General features: G+C 43.4%; 10 protein-coding genes and 4 pseudogenes. 8 read left to right on the plus strand and 6 right to left on the minus strand.

Translation table 11 applies throughout. From position 1 onward, the window contains the following. Positions 1-96 precede the first annotated feature (96 nt). Positions 97-1,953: a ribonuclease catalytic domain-containing protein gene (locus BUQ89_RS03385; RefSeq protein WP_028461016.1), complete on the minus strand. Its 1,857-nt coding sequence runs from the start codon at positions 1,951-1,953 to the stop codon at positions 97-99. Positions 1,954-2,307: 354 nt separating this feature from the next. Further along, a complete protein-coding gene (locus BUQ89_RS03390) occupies positions 2,308-2,781 on the minus strand; it encodes a DciA family protein (RefSeq protein ID WP_028461015.1) in 474 nt (157 codons plus the stop codon). A 569-nt stretch (positions 2,782-3,350) separates the two neighbouring features. Here BUQ89_RS03390 and BUQ89_RS14100 point away from each other — a divergent pair. Next, a pseudogene (locus tag BUQ89_RS14100) lies at positions 3,351-3,733 on the plus strand (M23 family metallopeptidase). A gap of 89 nt (positions 3,734-3,822) precedes the next feature. Further along, a pseudogene (gene secA / locus BUQ89_RS03400) lies at positions 3,823-6,546 on the plus strand (preprotein translocase subunit SecA). Positions 6,547-7,053: 507 nt separating this feature from the next. On the opposite strand, the gene tnpA reads toward secA, so the two are convergent. Further along, on the minus strand, positions 7,054-7,470 hold the full coding sequence (tnpA, locus tag BUQ89_RS03405; protein ID WP_074202490.1) for an IS200/IS605 family transposase: 417 nt from the start codon (positions 7,468-7,470) through the stop codon (positions 7,054-7,056). 30 nt (positions 7,471-7,500) lie between these two features. On the opposite strand from tnpA, the gene BUQ89_RS13875 reads away from it, so the two are divergent. From BUQ89_RS13875 to BUQ89_RS13885, 3 genes and pseudogenes are all read left to right on the plus strand, one after another. Continuing rightward, a complete protein-coding gene (locus BUQ89_RS13875) occupies positions 7,501-7,680 on the plus strand; it encodes a helix-turn-helix domain-containing protein (RefSeq protein ID WP_218612755.1) in 180 nt (59 codons plus the stop codon). Between the two features lie 359 nt (positions 7,681-8,039). Then, positions 8,040-8,311: pseudogene (locus BUQ89_RS14540) on the plus strand (transposase). A gap of 11 nt (positions 8,312-8,322) precedes the next feature. Next, positions 8,323-8,598, plus strand: a complete 276-nt coding sequence (locus BUQ89_RS13885) for a zinc ribbon domain-containing protein (RefSeq protein WP_218612758.1) — start codon at positions 8,323-8,325, stop codon at positions 8,596-8,598. 178 nt (positions 8,599-8,776) lie between these two features. Here BUQ89_RS13885 and BUQ89_RS03415 read toward each other — a convergent pair whose 3' ends face one another. Then, a complete protein-coding gene (locus tag BUQ89_RS03415; RefSeq protein ID WP_028462524.1) occupies positions 8,777-10,327 on the minus strand; it encodes a GTPase family protein in 1,551 nt (516 codons plus the stop codon). Next, positions 10,327-11,553 carry a YcjF family protein gene (locus tag BUQ89_RS03420; protein ID WP_028462523.1) on the minus strand — a complete coding sequence of 409 codons (1,227 nt, stop codon included), beginning with the start codon at positions 11,551-11,553 and terminating at the stop codon, positions 10,327-10,329. Before BUQ89_RS03420 ends, BUQ89_RS03415 begins: the two co-directional genes overlap by 1 nt. 360 nt (positions 11,554-11,913) lie before the next feature. Here BUQ89_RS03420 and BUQ89_RS03425 point away from each other — a divergent pair. Continuing rightward, positions 11,914-12,987: pseudogene (locus BUQ89_RS03425) on the plus strand (IS5 family transposase). 686 nt (positions 12,988-13,673) lie between these two features. On the opposite strand, the gene BUQ89_RS03430 reads toward BUQ89_RS03425, so the two are convergent. After that, on the minus strand, positions 13,674-14,072 hold the full coding sequence (locus BUQ89_RS03430) for a surface-adhesin E family protein (RefSeq protein WP_028462194.1): 399 nt from the start codon (positions 14,070-14,072) through the stop codon (positions 13,674-13,676). Between the two features lie 1,080 nt (positions 14,073-15,152). Here BUQ89_RS03430 and mnmG point away from each other — a divergent pair. Next, entirely contained in the window at positions 15,153-17,051 is a 1,899-nt protein-coding gene (gene mnmG / locus BUQ89_RS03435) for a tRNA uridine-5-carboxymethylaminomethyl(34) synthesis enzyme MnmG (protein WP_028462193.1), read from the plus strand. Further along, positions 17,048-17,719, plus strand: a complete 672-nt coding sequence (rsmG, locus tag BUQ89_RS03440; RefSeq protein WP_028462192.1) for a 16S rRNA (guanine(527)-N(7))-methyltransferase RsmG — start codon at positions 17,048-17,050, stop codon at positions 17,717-17,719. Before mnmG ends, rsmG begins: the two co-directional genes overlap by 4 nt. Positions 17,720-17,748: the final 29 nt, after the last annotated feature.

Here is a 17,748-nt window from a genome sequence, read left to right on the forward strand (position 1 = left end):
CAACGGATAACACCTTGAAAGTTAAATCTTGGAATATCTCATTATATTTATTAAGGATAGCAACTGGTTATTTGTTTCAAGGTTAATAGCCTGATTTCATGATTCTTGCTTGTGTAAAAATTGTGCATGCAGGCTACGTTCAAGTAAATCAATTTGAGATATTTTCAGTTTAACGTAGGTGCCGGGTAATATTTCCGGTAATGATGGAACACGAGCGACCAAGGGTAAATGATCGAATCTCACCAGGTTTTCTTTAATTACCTGCGCATCAATCGTGTGTACATTTTCCTGTAGCAGCCAACGTAAACACCAATAACGTTCCATTCCTCGCTGAAAATCACTGTAAATAGCATATGCTTGTTCAAAATCCCGCATGGGAATCAAGAGTGCATCACTTCCTTTAGTATAGGGAGGTGCTTCAGCACGTAGCAATGCAATTAACTGGCGTTGATTGATTAAGTCGACATATCGGCGTAGTGGTGAGCTGCTCCACGCATATTGAGAAACACCTAGACCCTGATGTGGCGCGGGAGAGGTGCTCATCTTTACTTTACCACCGCCTTGATTGCGATAAATTCCTGCAATGCTGGCGTCAGCCAATTGTTTACCCCACTCTGTGTTAACGTAAATCATCAATTCTGAGACCAACTTGTCTATTGGTGACCCCCGGCGCCGTTCACTAATGGTAACGCGATCATTTTTAATACTGAAGTTATAATCAATTTTCTCATTATTAAGATCGCTTGCTTTACCGCGCAGTATCTCCATTTTGCAAGAAAAATCCCATAATAGTCGTAATTCCTTACTAAATGGGTGATTCAAGTTGTTGTTTCTTAATGTGGTCTCATTAAAATATTCTTCTAGCGCCTCATGACGTAAATTAGTTGTAATCTTTATTCTTTCAATGCAACTCTCAGTGGAGACCACCGTAAAATCATCGGCTACATTCAGATAGAGGGAAAGCACTGGGCATAATCGTTCTTCACCTAGGGTATAGTGGTCAATTATGGTGGCTGGTAACATGGTAATTTTGTTGCCAGGTAAATAAACGGTGGAGAGTCGTTGTGCCGCTATTTTGTCCAATGATGATGCAGGCGTGATGCCAAGTGCAGGCGCAGCTATATGGATACCTATTCGGAAACTGCCCAATGTTAGTGGCGTAACTGAAAAGGCATCATCAATTTCTGTGGTTGTAGCATCGTCTATGCTAAATGCCGTAACATCTGAGATGGGTAAGTCTTGTAGATTGTCCCGGTTATTTTCTGGATTGACCTCATCAAAATCTATACCCTCTGGGAAATGCTCCCAAAGAAATTGATTTAAATGGTAGTCATGGGTAGATGGAATGGCACCACACTTCTCTAATAATTTCGATGGAGTAAGTTTTGTTGTAGCACAAGTGGCTTCGAGTGCCTTCCATTCGATGGAGTTTTTATCTGGGCTATAGAGTAAGCTTAATAATTGTGGTCTAAATGCCTCAGGTAAAGTAAATGCACTTAGTTGTGCTATATAAATCGCTTGTTGTTCTGCCTGACGCTGTTTTCTCTCCCGACTAGCCAAAGCTGCCTTAAGTGCTTCTGGCGGGGCAGCCTTATAGCGTCCTCGACCTTTTTTATAAAAATATATGGGTGCATCGTGCAGCATGATCAGGATTGCAGCTGCTTCTATTGGGCTGGGCGAGTGGCCAAAATAATCTGCTGCTAGAGTATTGCTGGCAAATTCAGTGTCGCTTTCACAGCATTCCCAAAGAAAGTCGGGATCTAACCGATCTGCTGTTTCCTGAGCATGGTTCATGAATTCGGATAAGGGTGGTGTGTCAAACCGGAGCAATACTGATGTCGCCTTAATTTTAGAGCGCTTGCCGTGCGAAGCTTCTATTTGCAAAGATGTGTTGTTGTCAATGAGTATCGAACCGACTTTGAATGCTCCTGCTTCTTCGTAAAAAACATTCATAAGATTGTTTTTATCGATATGGTCAGATGGTAAAACGAAAGTAGTTGAATTAAAGGAGAATTAGTTTTCATCAAAAGTATTCTTGGCTTTTATACGCAGGGCTGTGGTGAGCAAAAATTAATAACGTATGGAAGCATAAAAAAATTATATTATATACGAGCGGTCTGGCGAAGATGAAATATGGTTAGAATAAATTACTTGGTGCTTTGAAATGGAGTAGTGTTATGTTCTTTTATTGAAATAGTAAATCGGTGACTATTTGTAGTTGTTAGGAGTCCTCAATTAAGCTAATTTTTCATGCGTGCCTGGAAGGCACCGGCCTGTAAGATATAAGTTCCTTTTCGTGATAGCCCTTTATTTGTCGTGGAGTTTTCGTTGTTTTTCTAATAATAACTCGATAGCATGTCGGAGCACTGAATTAGGTAGTTTTTCGGCTAATTGGCTGAGATGTTTTATTCCCGCCTGGCTCATGAGTAATTTTTTTTTAGGAGTGCAATCGCTTGGAAAATTTGCTGTGTTCTTAGTAAAGTAATCTGCTTGCACAGTGATTTGAATTGCAGTAATCTGCCAATTGATTTTCTGTAATTTCAATAATAAGGATGGTGAAACTTGCTTCAGTTTTGTTGCGATTGATCCATTTGCGGTATATACAATTAGTGTTCCATTGGAGATTCGGCCTAACGTACATTGTTTTGCTAAGTAAGGCGGAACAACTGCCATAAAAATTTGCTGCATTTTGTTTAATTCATTGATTTTAGTAAATAAACCCTGATATTTAGGTGTTCTACCAAGAAGATTAAGGTAACTGTTTACTTTGCGCGTGGTCATAATTATATAAAACTAGCTAAAGCAAAAGGCAAAAGATGAACATTATTCTGATTTCTAATAAACTGGCGCGAACAAAGAGTTTGACTCTGACAGGTACGCATTTTTTATTGATAATCAGCGTTTTCTTTATCATAATCGTATTATCGTCATTAGGGTTGAATTATTTGTCATTGCGCTATGCAGATGGGATAAAATCTCCTCTTTTAAGAACATTGTTAGTTAATCCCCAAGAAGAAAGGCATCGTAAAATTCAGTTGCATCTACACAATAACCTGAATGTCATGGCGATTAAGCTCGGACAAATGCAAGCGCAGTTATTGCGATTAGACGCTTTGGGCGAACGATTAACGGAGTCATCGGGTATTCAGTCGCAAGAATCTTCGATTAACCATGTGCCTGGGCAAGGTGGCGGACATGCCGTCTTGCCTACTGAAGAGATAACTTTTAGTGAATTTAATCGGAAACTCCAAGCATTATCGTACGCGCTGGATGAACGGGCTGATAGACTAGGTGCATTAGATTCTTTATTCCGTTATGGTCGACTTGCGGAACGTGTACTGCCTTCTATTATGCCCGTTGATACAAAATGGTACTCCTCTGGCTATGGCTATAGAATTGATCCATTTTCGGGGAAGCGTGCTTTTCATAAAGGTGTTGATTTTGCAGTTAAAGCAGGAACCCCAATCAGAGCTAGCGCGGGTGGTGTGGTAGTCTATTCTGATCGTCATCCTGAATATGGTAATATGATTGAAATTGATCATGGAGATGAACTGATCAGTCGCTATGCCCACGCCTCCAAGCGTTTGGTTAAACTCGGGCAAGTGGTCTTGCGGGACAGATAATTGCCAAGGTTGGCAGTACAGGTCGTTCTACTGGCCCGCACCTACATTTTGAAATTAGATATAAAGATGTACCGCAAAATCCATCGAGATTTTTAAAAATGTCTGGCTGAACTATATTAAAAATTTATCGTGGGGTGAGGTCAAAGATCTCACCCTTTGTTTTTTCCTGGTTGTTTCAACAAAAAATTTTCGAAACTTTATGCTAAATAATCTACTCAAAAAAGTCTTTGGTAGTCGTAATGACCGAATGATTAAGCAATATTTTCAGGTCGTTCGCGATATCAATGGATTAGAGTCAGGTATTGAAAAACTATCTGATGCTGATTTACGTGCGAAAACGGATGAATTCAAGCAACGGATTGCTAACGGAGAGACGTTGGATGCCTTACTGCCAGAAGCTTTTGCAGTTGTGCGAGAGGCAGGTAAGCGCGTACTGGAAATGCGCCATTTCGATGTTCAGCTCATAGGTGGCATGGTATTGAACGAAGGTAACATAGCCGAGATGCGTACGGGCGAAGGTAAAACACTGATGGCGACATTGCCTGCCTATCTCAATGCTTTGACAGGGAAGGGTGTTCACCTGATAACGGTGAATGATTATCTGGCCAAACGTGACGCTGCTTGGATGGGAAGATTTATCAGTTTCTCGGTGTTAGTGTCGGCGTTATTTTTTCACAAATGGCGCATAGTGAAAAACAGGCGGCGTATGCTGCCGATATCACCTACGGTACCAACAATGAGTATGGTTTTGATTACTTGCGCGACAACATGGTGACGCATCCGTCTGAACGTGTGCAGCGCGTGCTTAATTATGCCATTGTTGATGAGGTGGATTCAATTCTGATTGATGAAGCGCGTACTCCCTTGATTATTTCTGGTCAGGCAGAGGGTGATACAGATATATATATTCGTATCAATGCATTGATTCCAAAGTTGATTCGTCAAGAAACAGAGGATAGCCCTGGCGACTTTAGTGTGGATGAAAAATCTCATCAGGTTTTATTGAGTGAATCAGGTTTTGAGCATGCAGAGAAATTGCTTGCTGAAGCTAAGCTTCTGGCACCTGGATCGAGTCTTTATGATCCAACTAATATTAATCTGATTCATCATCTTAATGCGGGCTTGCGCGCACATGCTTTGTATTTCCTGGATCAGCATTATGTGGTGCAGGATGATGAAATCGTTATTGTTGATGAATTTACTGGGCGGCTTATGTCAGGCCGGCGTTGGTCAGATGGATTGCATCAGGCGGTGGAGGCAAAGGAAGGTGTTGCTATTCAGAAGGAGAATCAAACGCTTGCTTCAATTACTTTCCAGAATTACTTTCGCATGTATCAAAAATTAAGTGGTATGACTGGCACTGCTGATACTGAAGCGGCTGAATTCCAGCAAATTTATGGGTTGGAGACGATCATTATTCCAACTCATCGGCCAATGATCGTGATGATCGCATGGATCAGATATTCGTACGATGAAAGAGAAAATCAGGCTATTGTTGAAGGTGTAAGGAATGTTACGAGCGGGGCAGCCTGTTCTGGTTGGAACGACTTCGATTGAGAATAATGAATTATTATCCAGGTTATTAACGAAAGAAAAACTGCCCCATCAGGTTCTTAATGCAAAGCAACATGCCAGTGAAGCCGATATTATTGTACAGGCTGGGCAGCCTAAGATGGTTACCATTGCCACTAATATGGCAGGGCGAGGCACGATATCGTGCTGGGTGGTAATCCAGAGCCTGAAATTCATCGTATTAGTCAGGATGAAAAATTGAGTGAGGAAGAGAAGGCTGCATGTATTGCTGAGCTGGATAAGCAATGGAAAATACGCCATGATGAGGTATTGAGTAAGGGGGGCTTGCACATTATTGGTACAGAGCGGCACGAATCACGGCGTGTTGATAATCAATTACGTGACGTTCTGGAAGGCAAGGGGATGCTGGATCAAGTCGTTTCTATCTTTCTCTTGAAGATCCACTTTTGCGTATATTCGCATCTGATCGTGTGGCTAATATCATGACACGCCTTAAGATGCCAGAAGGTGAAGCCATAGAACACCCATGGGTGACACGGGCGATTGAGAATGCCCAACGCAAGGTAGAGGCACGAAATTTTGATATCCGTAAGCAACTGCTAGAGTACGATGATGTAGCGAATGATCAACGTAATGTGATTTATCAACAGCGTAATGAGTTGCTAGAAGCACCGCAAAACATTTCAGAAACAATTAGCGCAATTCGAGAAAGTGTACTGAGCACTCTTTTCAGTCTTCATGTTCCACCGCAAAGTGTAGAAGAACAATGGGACATCCCGGGTCTAGAGAAGGCGCTGGCGGTCGAATATCAATTACATTTACCGATACAGGAATGGTTAGAGAAAGATCCCGATTTACACGAAGAAAGCTTGCAAGAACGCATTATTAGTTTTGCGCGTGATCACTATCAAGCAAGGTTGATCAGGTGGGTGTTGATGTGATGTATCAGTATGAGCGGGCCGTGATGTTACAAAGTGTGGACACGCACTGGCGAGAGCATTTGGCAGCACTAGATCACTTGCGTCAAGGGATTCATTTGCGTGGTTACGCGCAGCAAAATCCTAAGCAGGAATACAAGCGTGAAGCTTTTGAATTGTTTGGAAATATGCTGGAAGAAATCAAAAGTGAAGTAACTAAAATTTTGATGACAGTACAGATAAAAAATGAACAGCAAGTTGAAGCGGTGTCTGAAACATTGCGATCACCGACAAATATGCAATATCATCATGCGGCTTATGAAGAAACTTTGAATGAAAAATCGGTAGATGAGGAAACCCAAGAAGATAAGCCTCAGCCATTCGTGCGTGAAGGCGATAAAGTTGGCCGCAATCAGGCATGCCCCTGTGGATCTGGTAAGAAATATAAACAATGTCACGGTAAAATTCGCTAGTTATCGCCAGAAAATCCCGATGAAGCTTGGATTTTTATGGATGAATTAATTTTTTAGGTTGGCGTATAAAGGATTATGTCCAATATATTGGAGCATGGTTCAACTCATGTATGAAATATGGGAATAATGCATTATGGGTTGATGCTTTCCCATTTATTCTATAGACGAATGATGCCGATGTACGATGTGTAGCGTACTTTACACTATTACTATGAAAGAGTACTTTTGTGGTTTTAGCATATGGATGCTTGCTTGTGTATAGCACATTTTATGTAGACGGTTTTTGCATTTTTTTGATGAAAATTGGCTTACTTGCAGTATAAACTCGACTGAAATGTTTGAGCGTGTTGAGCGAACATGATTAGGGATGAGAGCGAGCATTTGTAATTATTGTGATTATATTTCAGGTAGATATGGTTTTTTCTGGAATGCTGTTTTGTGTTTATCAAATAGCGCGTAAAACTTCGTCCTTCAGGGCGGAGATATAAGCGCACAGGCGAAGCCTGTTTAATGCGGTCTTTGCTGTTGTTCAATATATTGCTTAATAATCGAGAGTGGTGCTCCACCACAACTACCCGCAAAATAGCTTGGACTCCAAAGCATATTACCCCAAAGCTTATTTTTAATTTCGGGATAATTCTTTTTGCGAATGAGTCGGCTTGAAACGCCTTTCAAACTATTTACCAAGTTAGAAATAGCAATTTTTGGTGGATAGTTAACTAAAAGGTGAATATGATCATGCTCACCGTTAAATTCCACCAATTCTGCTTCAAAATCCAAACACACGTTTTTAAATATTTCTTCCAAATCAATTAATACCCTTCCGGAGAAAACATCTCTACGGTATTTTGTTACAAAGACCAAATGAACATGAAGATTAAAAACGCAATGTCTTACTGTTCTTACATCGTTATTAACTTGCATAGACCAATTCCTTTTTGTATAATTATAACCATGAAGCAGATTATACGCAAAGCCTTTAAATCTCGACTCAATCCAAATTCTGACCAAGTACAGAAGATGGTTGAGTTTGCGGGTGCTAATCGGTTTGTTTGGAATAAAGCCTTAGCAATGAATCTGTTCAGATTAGAGCAGAAACAGCCATTGCTTTGGTACAACGAGTATTTTGGCTAAAGCTATGGAAGCTAATTGCCTAAAGCCCCGCGATTATAGTAAAAAATTTGTTCAGCATGGAAATTAAAAAATCCACGTTCAAAACAACAAGCGTTCAAAGACGGTTTTGATATTTAAAACGGATTCCAAAATTCAAGAAAAAAGGTTTGAATGACAGCTTTCGTTATCCACAAGGATTTAAGCTGGAGCAAGAGTCTAACAAAGTGTTCTTGCCTAAAATCGGTTGGGTGAAATATCGTAATTCACGCCAAGTCATTGGTGACGTTAAAAATATGACGATTTCCCGTAAAGGCGGTTATTGGTACGTGTCGATTCAGACTGAGTACGAGACCGAGCTAAAGCGTCATAGCTCAACCAGTATGATTGGTGTTGATATGGGCGTTACCCGCTTTGCAACCTTGTCAGACGGCTCATACGTAGAACCTTTAAACAGTTTCAGAAAGTTATCAAAGAAACTGGCTTTTGAACAGCGTAAGTGTCTAAAAAAGTCCGTTTCTCTGCTAACTGGAAAAAGCAGAAACAAATCATTACCCGACTGTATGAGCGTATTGCCAATGCTCGTTTAGACTTCTTACACAAAACCTCAACCGAAATCAGCAAAAATCACGCAATGGTCGTAGTTGAGAATTAAAGATAGGAAACATGTCTAAGAGTACCAAGGGCAGTGTTGAAAAGCATGGTAAAAACGTCAAAGCGAAATCGGGTCTAAACAAATCCATTCTTGACCAAGGATGGGGAATGTTCGTTTCGTTCTTGGAGTATAAACAGGCTTGTTCAGGCGGGGATGTATTGAAGGTAAACCCTCAATACACCTCTCAAACCTGCCCTAGATGTCAACATGTTAGTCGTGACAATCGCAAAAGCCAAAGTGCTTTTGAATGTACAGAATGTGGATTTAAGCCAATGCCGACTTGGTAGGTGCCTTGAATGTACTTGAGCGAGGACATCGCTTGTTAGCCTGTGGAGTTGAAACGTTAGTTTCGTCTAAGAAGCAGGAACCAGTAGGCAGTAGCAATACAAACCTACTCTTAACGGCTTAATAAGTCGCTAGGAATCCCCTTCGTTTAGGAAGGGGAGGATGTCAAGTAGTAATTCTTCATTTATCGACATGTGTGCCGAATCTGTCTGGCAGCTGCCAAAGGAATCGTCCTGTACTGATTAGCTGACGGCGTAGCATGACCCAATCCTCCGCCCGTTTTTTTGTTTCCAGGCAGCGCAATAAGCGTACCCTGAGCGCTTCATCTTGATGATGTAGCAGGGCAGCCCAAAGCGTGTCATCAACATTGTAGATCTGGTTAGGTACCAGGCAGACGGGAATGACCTGTTCAACGGGCGTAGCCAGATCGATCGCTATGGCTTGTATGGCAGCACGTATATTGGTGGCTTTGGTATTCTGCGGATTGGTCAGGTTATAGGGGGGTTGCCACACATTAGCCGGTCGCAGCAAATCAATGTGACTCGCTGCGATGAGTACGGGGGCTGGATGAGAGTGGGGCCGTCGGGATTGCGCTGTGCGCAATGCGTCTAAACAGTCGCGCTCAATCTGTCTATCGGGCCGATGCACTGGCGTGACCCACAAAATCAGGTCAGCATTCAGTACCGCTGTTTGCATCTGCTGAAAATCAAAATGAGGGCTATTACAGCCGGGACTATCGAATATCAGGGCCTGTGTGAATCCTTCGCGTGACAGGACGAATGGTGTGAGCATCTGGGTGGTGTCTGGCAAGACATCGGTAGCCGTGGCCAGTTTTTTGAATAGCGCGTTGATTAGGCTTGATTTGCCCGCATTCGCACGCCCTAAAATGAGAATACGCAGCGGTTCCTCTGCGGTCTCCGTATTGTTGCTCTTTTCCATATCAATATGGGATATGGGTGTTTTAGCCGTAATAGGTTCGCCATCATCCAGCGGCAACCGGCCACTGTAGAGATCAATTGCATAATAACCAATTTTGCGTATATAAGCGCGCAGAAACCAGGAATGGAGCTCGCTTCGGGCTAAGCCAAAGCTGCGTGCCTGAAGGTGACGCCAGGCCTCGCTGAGTAAGGCGTTCGCAGGATTGACTATCATGCGTCCTGCCCGATAGACATTAAATATCTTCTCTGCTTTGTTTTTCCAATGTTTTATCCGGAACAGGTCGCCGATTGTCAGGCGATTACTAAACGGTATATTTTCAGTTACATCCTGACGTAGGTCACGGCTGGCCCGCTCAATGATGAGTAACGTATGGGGTATGGTGAGTTCAAGTAATGGTTTTTCTACAGATGGGTGGTAACAGCGTGCAACGGTTTCCAGGGTACGTCGACCCAGTTCCAGTATCCACGATCCATCCTCGAGAGGCCAGTCATTTGGATTGCAAGTTTCTGCGAGTGTTTTAATTTGTTGCCAGGCAGCGTCTGCATCGGGTGGCCACTCTGGGTTGGGCTCGGCTCCTGCTTCAGTTAAGAATTTACGCTCACGTTGCGCCAGCCATTGCTGTAAGCCGTAACCGCAGCCACTGCATGTGATCGTGGTAAAAAACCAATAATGTAGATTGCCCGTTTGCCATAGCCATAGCATCCCGAGTCCAAATACGATCAAAACGGGTACCGTAAACAGGACGAGTGCAATGAGCTGTAACGGGTTAATTCGAAAGTGTGGTATTTTCATTAAGATGGATCACGTGAACGGTTTTTGAGTATGGATACGCCGTTCTTTAATGCGTCAGAATAGACCCGGCGCAGCGTATCTGGATCCACGTTAAGTCCATCCTTTCGCCTGACGAAGAAATAGACTGCGGCTTTACCTAAAGCGTAGGTTGTCGCGCCGCTGGAACTGGCACTCCATACCATGCCTGCGGTCTGACCCCAGAAGGGAATCAGTTTGACTATAGTACGTCCGATTACCCGTGCTAAAAAACCGGATGCGACTCCTGCGCCAACCAGTCCGAAGAATTCTGTAATGGTTCGTTTGTCCCAATGTTGACCGTAAAGACGAGCTAAACTGTGCAACAGTTTTGCCTGAACGGTGGATACCGCGACGAGGTCGACTACCGGCAGTGCACCTAATCCTGCTGCGGTTAGTGAGAAACTGACAATATGCTGATGCGCCGTACGTGCGTAGAGGTCACGAATTTCTTTATCTCCACTTAGCTGGCGCTGTAGGCCGAGTGAGGACAGGGATTCAATTGCGAGCCACAGTGCTTCCAGACCATAATCCGGTGGATTAAAACCATCTTCGGGCAGAGTCAGATCGACGGCGACCCAGTGAACGGGTGCAGAGCCGGGTAATTTTTTTGCGGCGAGTCGCTGCGCGAGGATAGCCCGTCTCAAATCAGCTGGAACGGCGTCAGGTAGGGGTTCGTTATCGTAGGGCCAAGGGCAGATATGATTGCTTTCAGGCGGATAGAGTTCATGCAAACCAGTTTGTACGATCAGTAAAGGCCATTCGGGATGACGCCCGCGAATCGTATGCAAAATTTCAAATACCGTTTCTTGGCATTGGTCAGCGACCTTCATAACGGCCAGTAGTAAATGAGCCTGAGATTCGCAATAGTGGATATCATCCTGAGGATTATAGGCAACTTCTCCCAGACCGCGTGTATCAAGAAATCTGACTACCGGCATCTCGGCCGGAAAGTCATAAAAGCTGGAATGCTGCGTGCATGGCTGAAAACCATTACCGATCTCAGCTGTTTTGCTGCCGGTGAGTGCTTTGATGATCGATGTCTTGCCTGCTTGCGATTTGCCCAGTAACCATAGAACGGGTACCGAGATATTTTCACGCGCATTCTGTAAGGATGTTGTCAATGCCGCTTCATCAACCTTGGGATCGAGCAGGGCCAGTTGTAATTGTTCCCAGTAGCTCTTCCAGTTTTTCAGATCATGAAAATTCATTAGACTGACTCCAAAACCGATAAAAATTCTGATTGGACAGGATAGATCAGTTGCGATTCGTATTACACTCAAAAATAGCATGCATCAGCAGAAATAGTGAGACAAAATGCCGATAAAATAATTTACCGAAATGTGCGAAGAGTCCCATTGCCTAGAATGGGGGATAAATGGCATGGTCGGGAAGGCCATTCTTTGATTGTATAATGAGGCATTTTCTACTTGTATAGGCCGATTTCTATCGGCACATCGCCGCAGCTACCAGCAGAGTAGATTGGCAATCATAAAGACTACTGCACAACTCCCCCGTCAGCGCGATAACCGACTAAAATAGTGACAAGTAAAAGACATTTGGAACAAGAGATGCAGATAAGTTTTGGAACACTGGAATTGGCACAGCGATTGAGACGAGACAGTGTGCTAATGAAGATTGATGTCCTGATTGACTGGGAGGAGTTACGTTCGAAGCTTACAGGTTTATACAAGCGCGAGTTATCGCATGGTGGAGGACAGGAACCATTTGATAGGTTGATGATGTTCAAGGCGATCCTGCTGGGACAGTGGCATAGTTTGTCGGATGCTGCGTTGGAGCAAGCACTGTATGTTCGGATTGATTTTCTACAATTTTGTGGTTTGTCCTTGTCGGATGCGATACCGGACGAAACCACCTTGTGTCGGTTTCGCAACCGATTGGTGTCCGGCGATCGGTTAGATGATCTGCTAGCCTCGATCAATGAACAGCTTCAATCACACGGATTGATGATCAAGGGCGCAACGGGAGCGGTAATTGATGCCACGCTGATTGAGTCAGCGGCACGCCCCAAAAAGGCTATCCTGCTTGAAGTGGATACCGAAGGTAAGGCTGTTCAATTTGAGGATGGCAGCCGACCAGGAATCACCTGTATTGAAGAACAAAGCGCGGATCCAGATGCGGCCTGGCTAAAAAAAGGCAAGAAGTCGCAATTTGGCTATCGCAGTTACCTGGTAGTGGACTCGCAAGACGGCTATGTGCGTGGAGTTCACACTGCCCCTGCCAACCAGAGCGAAATGATACATTTCGAAGCAGCTATCGAGGGTGCGCACCTTGAGGCAAATCGGGTATATGCCGACAAAGGATCAGCCAGCAACGCCAATCGGCAGTTTCTAAGAAATCACAAAATCAAGAGCGCAATCATGCATCGTGCGTACAAGAACAAGCCACTCTAGGCACGCCAGAAGCTGGCGAATAAATTGATCAGCAAAAAACGCTATATTGTTGAACAGTGTTTCGGCACGGCCAAACGCCTATTCGGGATGGGACGCGCCAGCTACTTCGGCACGGCAAAAGTCAACGCCCAAGTTATGCTGAAAAGTATCTGCATGAATCTAAAAAAAGCGGCCAACAAAATTTTCGTGGACAAGCCACCAAGGGGAGTAGTCCGTCCAAATGCTACATAAAGGGGGAAATTCCCTTTAAAAAGAGAAAAAACCTCATTTTTTTCCAAGATAACACGCATAAAAAATGTCATTTGGGCATTTTTTCCATTGTCACAGTAAATTTACGCAGTTGTGCAGAGGTCTTTCATAAAATATTACGCCACAGTTTTTTATTTCCAGAGTAGTTTTTTCCGGATAAGGGGATTAGGCAAACCTCTCAGGTTACTAACCAGTTTCGATAGAGCGAGTTTGAGAGGATAATTTACCAAGGCCATTCGCTTGGCCGAATTCAACCAATCCGTTCTCAAAGTTGATGGATATGTTGACGAATATCCCTTGAGGGTTGCTCGAAATCGACTTTGTGAATATGTCGTGTCTGCATTCTGCCAAAAAGATGCAATGAAATGTATTTTTAAAACGCAGGTCTATCGTGCCTGACATCGTCGTCATTGTTCATAATTCAGAGTGAGGTTTACATCCATTTTCTCCCTTTAAAAAATTCTAATGGAAAATTTGGATTAAAAGCATCTTATTAGGTTTTGAATCCGGTGATGCGAATAATCCTGCGGGTAATGTCATGGTTAACAAATGTTAAGGGCAATCCATTAAGGAATAAATAAAGATACGCCTTATTTTTAAATAAGAACATTATTTAGATTTCGCGATAGGGTGTGTGTGATGGGACTCATGCAAAGTGACGGGTAAAATTAATCCTGCTGATTGCAAGCGGTCTCCCATTCGGTTTCGCTTATTTCCGCAGGCTGTATTTTTTCCCATTTTTGAGGTTGGTTATACTTGCGGACTAATTGTCCACTCTCCATATTCCAGCTGAATAACGAATAAGAAAGTGTTCTCATGTGTTTTCCCTTGCAGTCATACTCCCGCCGAATTTTCTCAGATAGAAAAATAACGCCAGAGAATTTTTGTTCAAGCGTGTAATCAAAAAAAACCCACATCTTGACCCTGTTGCCGCCCTTGTGAATAGAAGTCAGATCAGCGTAAGCGGTGTAACCGCCTTTGTCGGTACTTTCGCCTATCTTCGTCCATTCGGCCATTGTGCCAGTACTGATGAGAGCCAGCATTAAAGCTAATAGTATTTTTTTCATAATCTGTTTTTATTCCCTGTGATTAAGACGGGATTGTCTGAAAGGCAATGCATCATATTGAGCATGGGTTTAATATGTGTTCTTGGTATTGAGCTCAAAGGATCTATATGAGTTCACTATCTTTTTAAGAACGATATCCAGTATCGATACTGCGTGGTCAATCCTATTAAAGATGTTATTTTATATACGCCATCCTTTGTAACGGAAGATTTTTGACTTGTCATTATAATAAGATGTCCCTATAAGTAATACAAGTATCAGATCCCTGTGTAACGGCTTTCTGAAGAAGAATGCATCAGGTTGAGATGAGGTGTGGGTGGTATTGAATCAGATTTTAGATTTGTTGCTGGTGCCGGGTGACTTTTGTTGTTTCTTTGATATATAGTGCTTCTAATAATCGCCTTGTTTTAATTAATAAAGCGTGACTTTAGCGCCAGATTATCCGAGATCGTGAATACGAAAAAGCTGATGAACGTTTAAGAGTAGGTCAGGGATTGAGCAATCTCGTGTAAACCTGAGAAGATCTGATTAATTTATCCTTTGATGCGGTTCAAAAGTTGAGTGGGTTGGGGTTTTTTGATGTTGTCAGCTATGCTCAGATACTCCCGGAAAAAAATAGAATTTAACTATTAAGCTTGGAGCTCAAGGGAGGCCGCTCGTACCGCCCACGACTTTTGGTTAGCTCGTGGATCTACGCCTTGAGAAAGAATGACATTGTCGATAATCAATCATTATAGGCGTTTTTCTAATTAGTGAATTTTTTCGGGATCCGCTTGTCAATCGCTTGGGAAACTCAATCAGTTGAATGATGTTATATCATTTTGTCTTTTTTAATAGTTTTTGTATTAGATTAATCATTGAAAAATGAGGTGCTTGTCAGTGATATTTGCCTTGTAATAAGACAGCATGTATTTAATTATCCAGTTGGATGATGTGGGATAATTGCGTTTCACGTGGAACATTTTTAGCTATCGGTTTATGTAGTCGTGTATTTATACAGACGCTCATAGGTAAATGACAGATTTAAATTTTTTACCGTAAAATAGGGTGATCAGCTCTTAATTTTAAATAAGCGGGTTTATGAGTTATATGGAGAAATTCGAAATAATTGTTGTCGGTGGTGGGCATGCGGGTACAGAGGCAGCGCTTGCAGCCGCCCGCATGGGTCATAGGACGCTATTGCTGACCCATAATCTTGAAACACTCGGACAGATGTCTTGCAATCCTTCTATCGGCGGAATTGGCAAGAGCCATCTAGTGAAGGAAATTGATGCCTTAGGTGGCGCGATGGGAGCAGCAATTGATGAAGCAGGCATCCAGTTTCGGATTTTGAATTCAAGCAAGGGTCCGGCTGTACGGGCTACGCGCGCTCAGGCTGATAGGGTGTTATATCGCCAGGCGATCCGTCGTCGATTAGAGAACCAACCTAATCTATGGATAATGCAACAAGGCGTCGACGATTTTATTATTGAGGGGGAGAGGATAGCGGGTGTGGTTACACAGCTGAATATCCGATTTTTAGCCCAAGCGGTTGTATTAACAGTAGGTACATTCCTGGCGGGTTTGGCACATGTCGGAACGAGGAATTTCCAGGCAGGAAGAGCAGGTGACCCCCCTGCGATTCGTCTTGCACACCGATTACGCGAGATGAAGCTACCGGTTGGTCGATTAAAGACAGGAACGCCGCCTCGCCTCGACGGACGCAGTATGGATTATACTGCTTTGCTGGAGCAGCCGGGGGATACTCCCTTGCCTGTTTTTTCCTTTATGGGGCGTGTTTCACAACACCCGCGTCAGCTTTCATGCTGGATAACCCATACCAATAATGAAACACACGATATTATTCGCAATGGTCTGGATCAGTCACCTTTATATACCGGCCTTATTGAAGGCATCGGTCCGCGCTACTGCCCGTCCATAGAAGACAAAGTCGTGCGATTTGCGAACAGAGAATCACATTCAATCTTTCTTGAACCAGAGGGATTGGATACGCATGAAATTTACCCTAATGGGATATCGACTAGTTTACCTTACGATATTCAGGTGAAATTGATTCATTCAATCAAGGGACTTGAAAAGGCACATATCACAAGACCCGGTTACGCCATTGAATATGATTATTTTGATCCCCGTAAACTAAAAAATTCGTTGGAAACACGGGCAATCGAAGGCTTGTTTTTTGCAGGTCAGATCAATGGGACAACGGGCTATGAAGAGGCCGCTGTCCAAGGATTATTGGCAGGCGTGAATGCCGGGCTTAAAGTGCAGCAGCGTGAATCGTGGTGCCCGCGACGTGATGAGGCTTATCTAGGGGTGCTGGTTGATGATCTCATTACACGTGGAGTGACTGAGCCTTACAGGATGTTTACCAGCCGGGCTGAATATCGCTTGCAATTACGGGAAGACAATGCCGACTTGCGCTTGACAGAGCTAGGGCGGAATCTGGGCCTTGTGGATGATGTGCGCTGGGAGGCATTCACAACCAAGCAAGCGGCGATCCGCTGCGAACAGGAAAGACTCAATACGGTGCGTATTTCTCCGCATACTTTGTCCGAAGATGCCGCCATCCGTGTTCTGGGCAAAACAATTGAGCGGGAATATACGCTGCATGATCTGCTACGCCGACCCGATGTAACTTATGCAAGTCTGATGTCTCTGCCAGGAGCGGGGAATGCGGTTTTAGATATACAGATAGCGGAACAAGTGGAGGTTCAGGCTAAATATGAGGGTTATATACAGCGACAGCAGGAAGAAATCAGGCGCCAGGCACATTATGAAGCCACATTGCTGCCACAAACGATTGATTATCGGGAGGTACGGGGATTATCCAATGAAGTACAGCAAAAATTAAATGAACATAAACCTGAAACTATAGGGCAAGCCGGTAGAATTTCGGGTATCACACCGGCAGCAATTTCATTGCTGCTAGTGCATTTGAAACGTGGTTTTTCCGTACCAGAAAAGCAGCAAAGCGCATGAACTGGGTGAAACAGATTTCAGAAAGTCTGGCTGCCTTGGATTATGATTTTTCAGCAGACACGGAAATGATTCAAGCGCAAATTTTGTCGTATCTGATGCTCATCGAAAAGTGGAATCATGTACATAATCTGACAGCGATACGTAAACCTGAAGATATGCTGTATCAGCATATTATGGACAGTCTGGCTGTTGTCCCTCATATCAATGGCTCGCAAATAGCCGATGTTGGCAGTGGTGCGGGTTTGCCGGGTATTCCCATTGCGCTGGTGAAACCGGATTGGCATATCGTGCTACTTGAGAGTAATCATAAAAAAGCGGCTTTCTTACAACAAGTGAAAATTGAATTGGATTTACATAATGTGGAAATTTTTGCGCAACGGGTCGAGTGTTTTCAATCCAGCAAAACATTCGACACAGTTATTAGCCGTGCTTTTTCCAGTCTGAGCAATTTTGCCAATTTGGCTGGGCATCTTTGTATGGAAAAAAGTGAAACAAGCCGGCTGGTTGCAATGAAGGCACATTGCTCGAATGATGAATTAAGGGAGCTACCGAAGCAATATGCGATTGATAAAATAATCCCCCTGGTCGTGCCGGGTCTGAATGCCATGCGTCAGCTGGTGATAATTAAAAAAAACAATAACAATCTTTATTCACTTGATAATTCATAGTGTTGTTTTGGATTGTGTCGTGATACGGG

It is taken from the genome of Nitrosomonas cryotolerans ATCC 49181 (assembly GCF_900143275.1).
GTDB classification, from domain to species: domain Bacteria; phylum Pseudomonadota; class Gammaproteobacteria; order Burkholderiales; family Nitrosomonadaceae; genus Nitrosomonas; species Nitrosomonas cryotolerans.

Excerpts from the sequence above, each read along its gene's own strand:
- BUQ89_RS03385 (WP_028461016.1), bottom strand. The coding sequence starts at position 1,953 with ATGAATGTTTTTTACGAAGAAGCAGGAGCATTCAAAGTCGGTTCGATA.
- BUQ89_RS03390 (WP_028461015.1), bottom strand. The coding sequence starts at position 2,781 with ATGACCACGCGCAAAGTAAACAGTTACCTTAATCTTCTTGGTAGAACA.
- tnpA (WP_074202490.1), bottom strand. The coding sequence starts at position 7,470 with ATGCAAGTTAATAACGATGTAAGAACAGTAAGACATTGCGTTTTTAAT.
- BUQ89_RS13875 (WP_218612755.1), top strand. The coding sequence starts at position 7,501 with ATGAAGCAGATTATACGCAAAGCCTTTAAATCTCGACTCAATCCAAAT.
- BUQ89_RS13885 (WP_218612758.1), top strand. The coding sequence starts at position 8,323 with ATGTCTAAGAGTACCAAGGGCAGTGTTGAAAAGCATGGTAAAAACGTC.
- BUQ89_RS03415 (WP_028462524.1), bottom strand. The coding sequence starts at position 10,327 with ATGAAAATACCACACTTTCGAATTAACCCGTTACAGCTCATTGCACTC.
- BUQ89_RS03420 (WP_028462523.1), bottom strand. The coding sequence starts at position 11,553 with ATGAATTTTCATGATCTGAAAAACTGGAAGAGCTACTGGGAACAATTA.
- BUQ89_RS03430 (WP_028462194.1), bottom strand. The coding sequence starts at position 14,072 with ATGAAAAAAATACTATTAGCTTTAATGCTGGCTCTCATCAGTACTGGC.
- mnmG (WP_028462193.1), top strand. The coding sequence starts at position 15,153 with ATGAGTTATATGGAGAAATTCGAAATAATTGTTGTCGGTGGTGGGCAT.
- rsmG (WP_028462192.1), top strand. The coding sequence starts at position 17,048 with ATGAACTGGGTGAAACAGATTTCAGAAAGTCTGGCTGCCTTGGATTAT.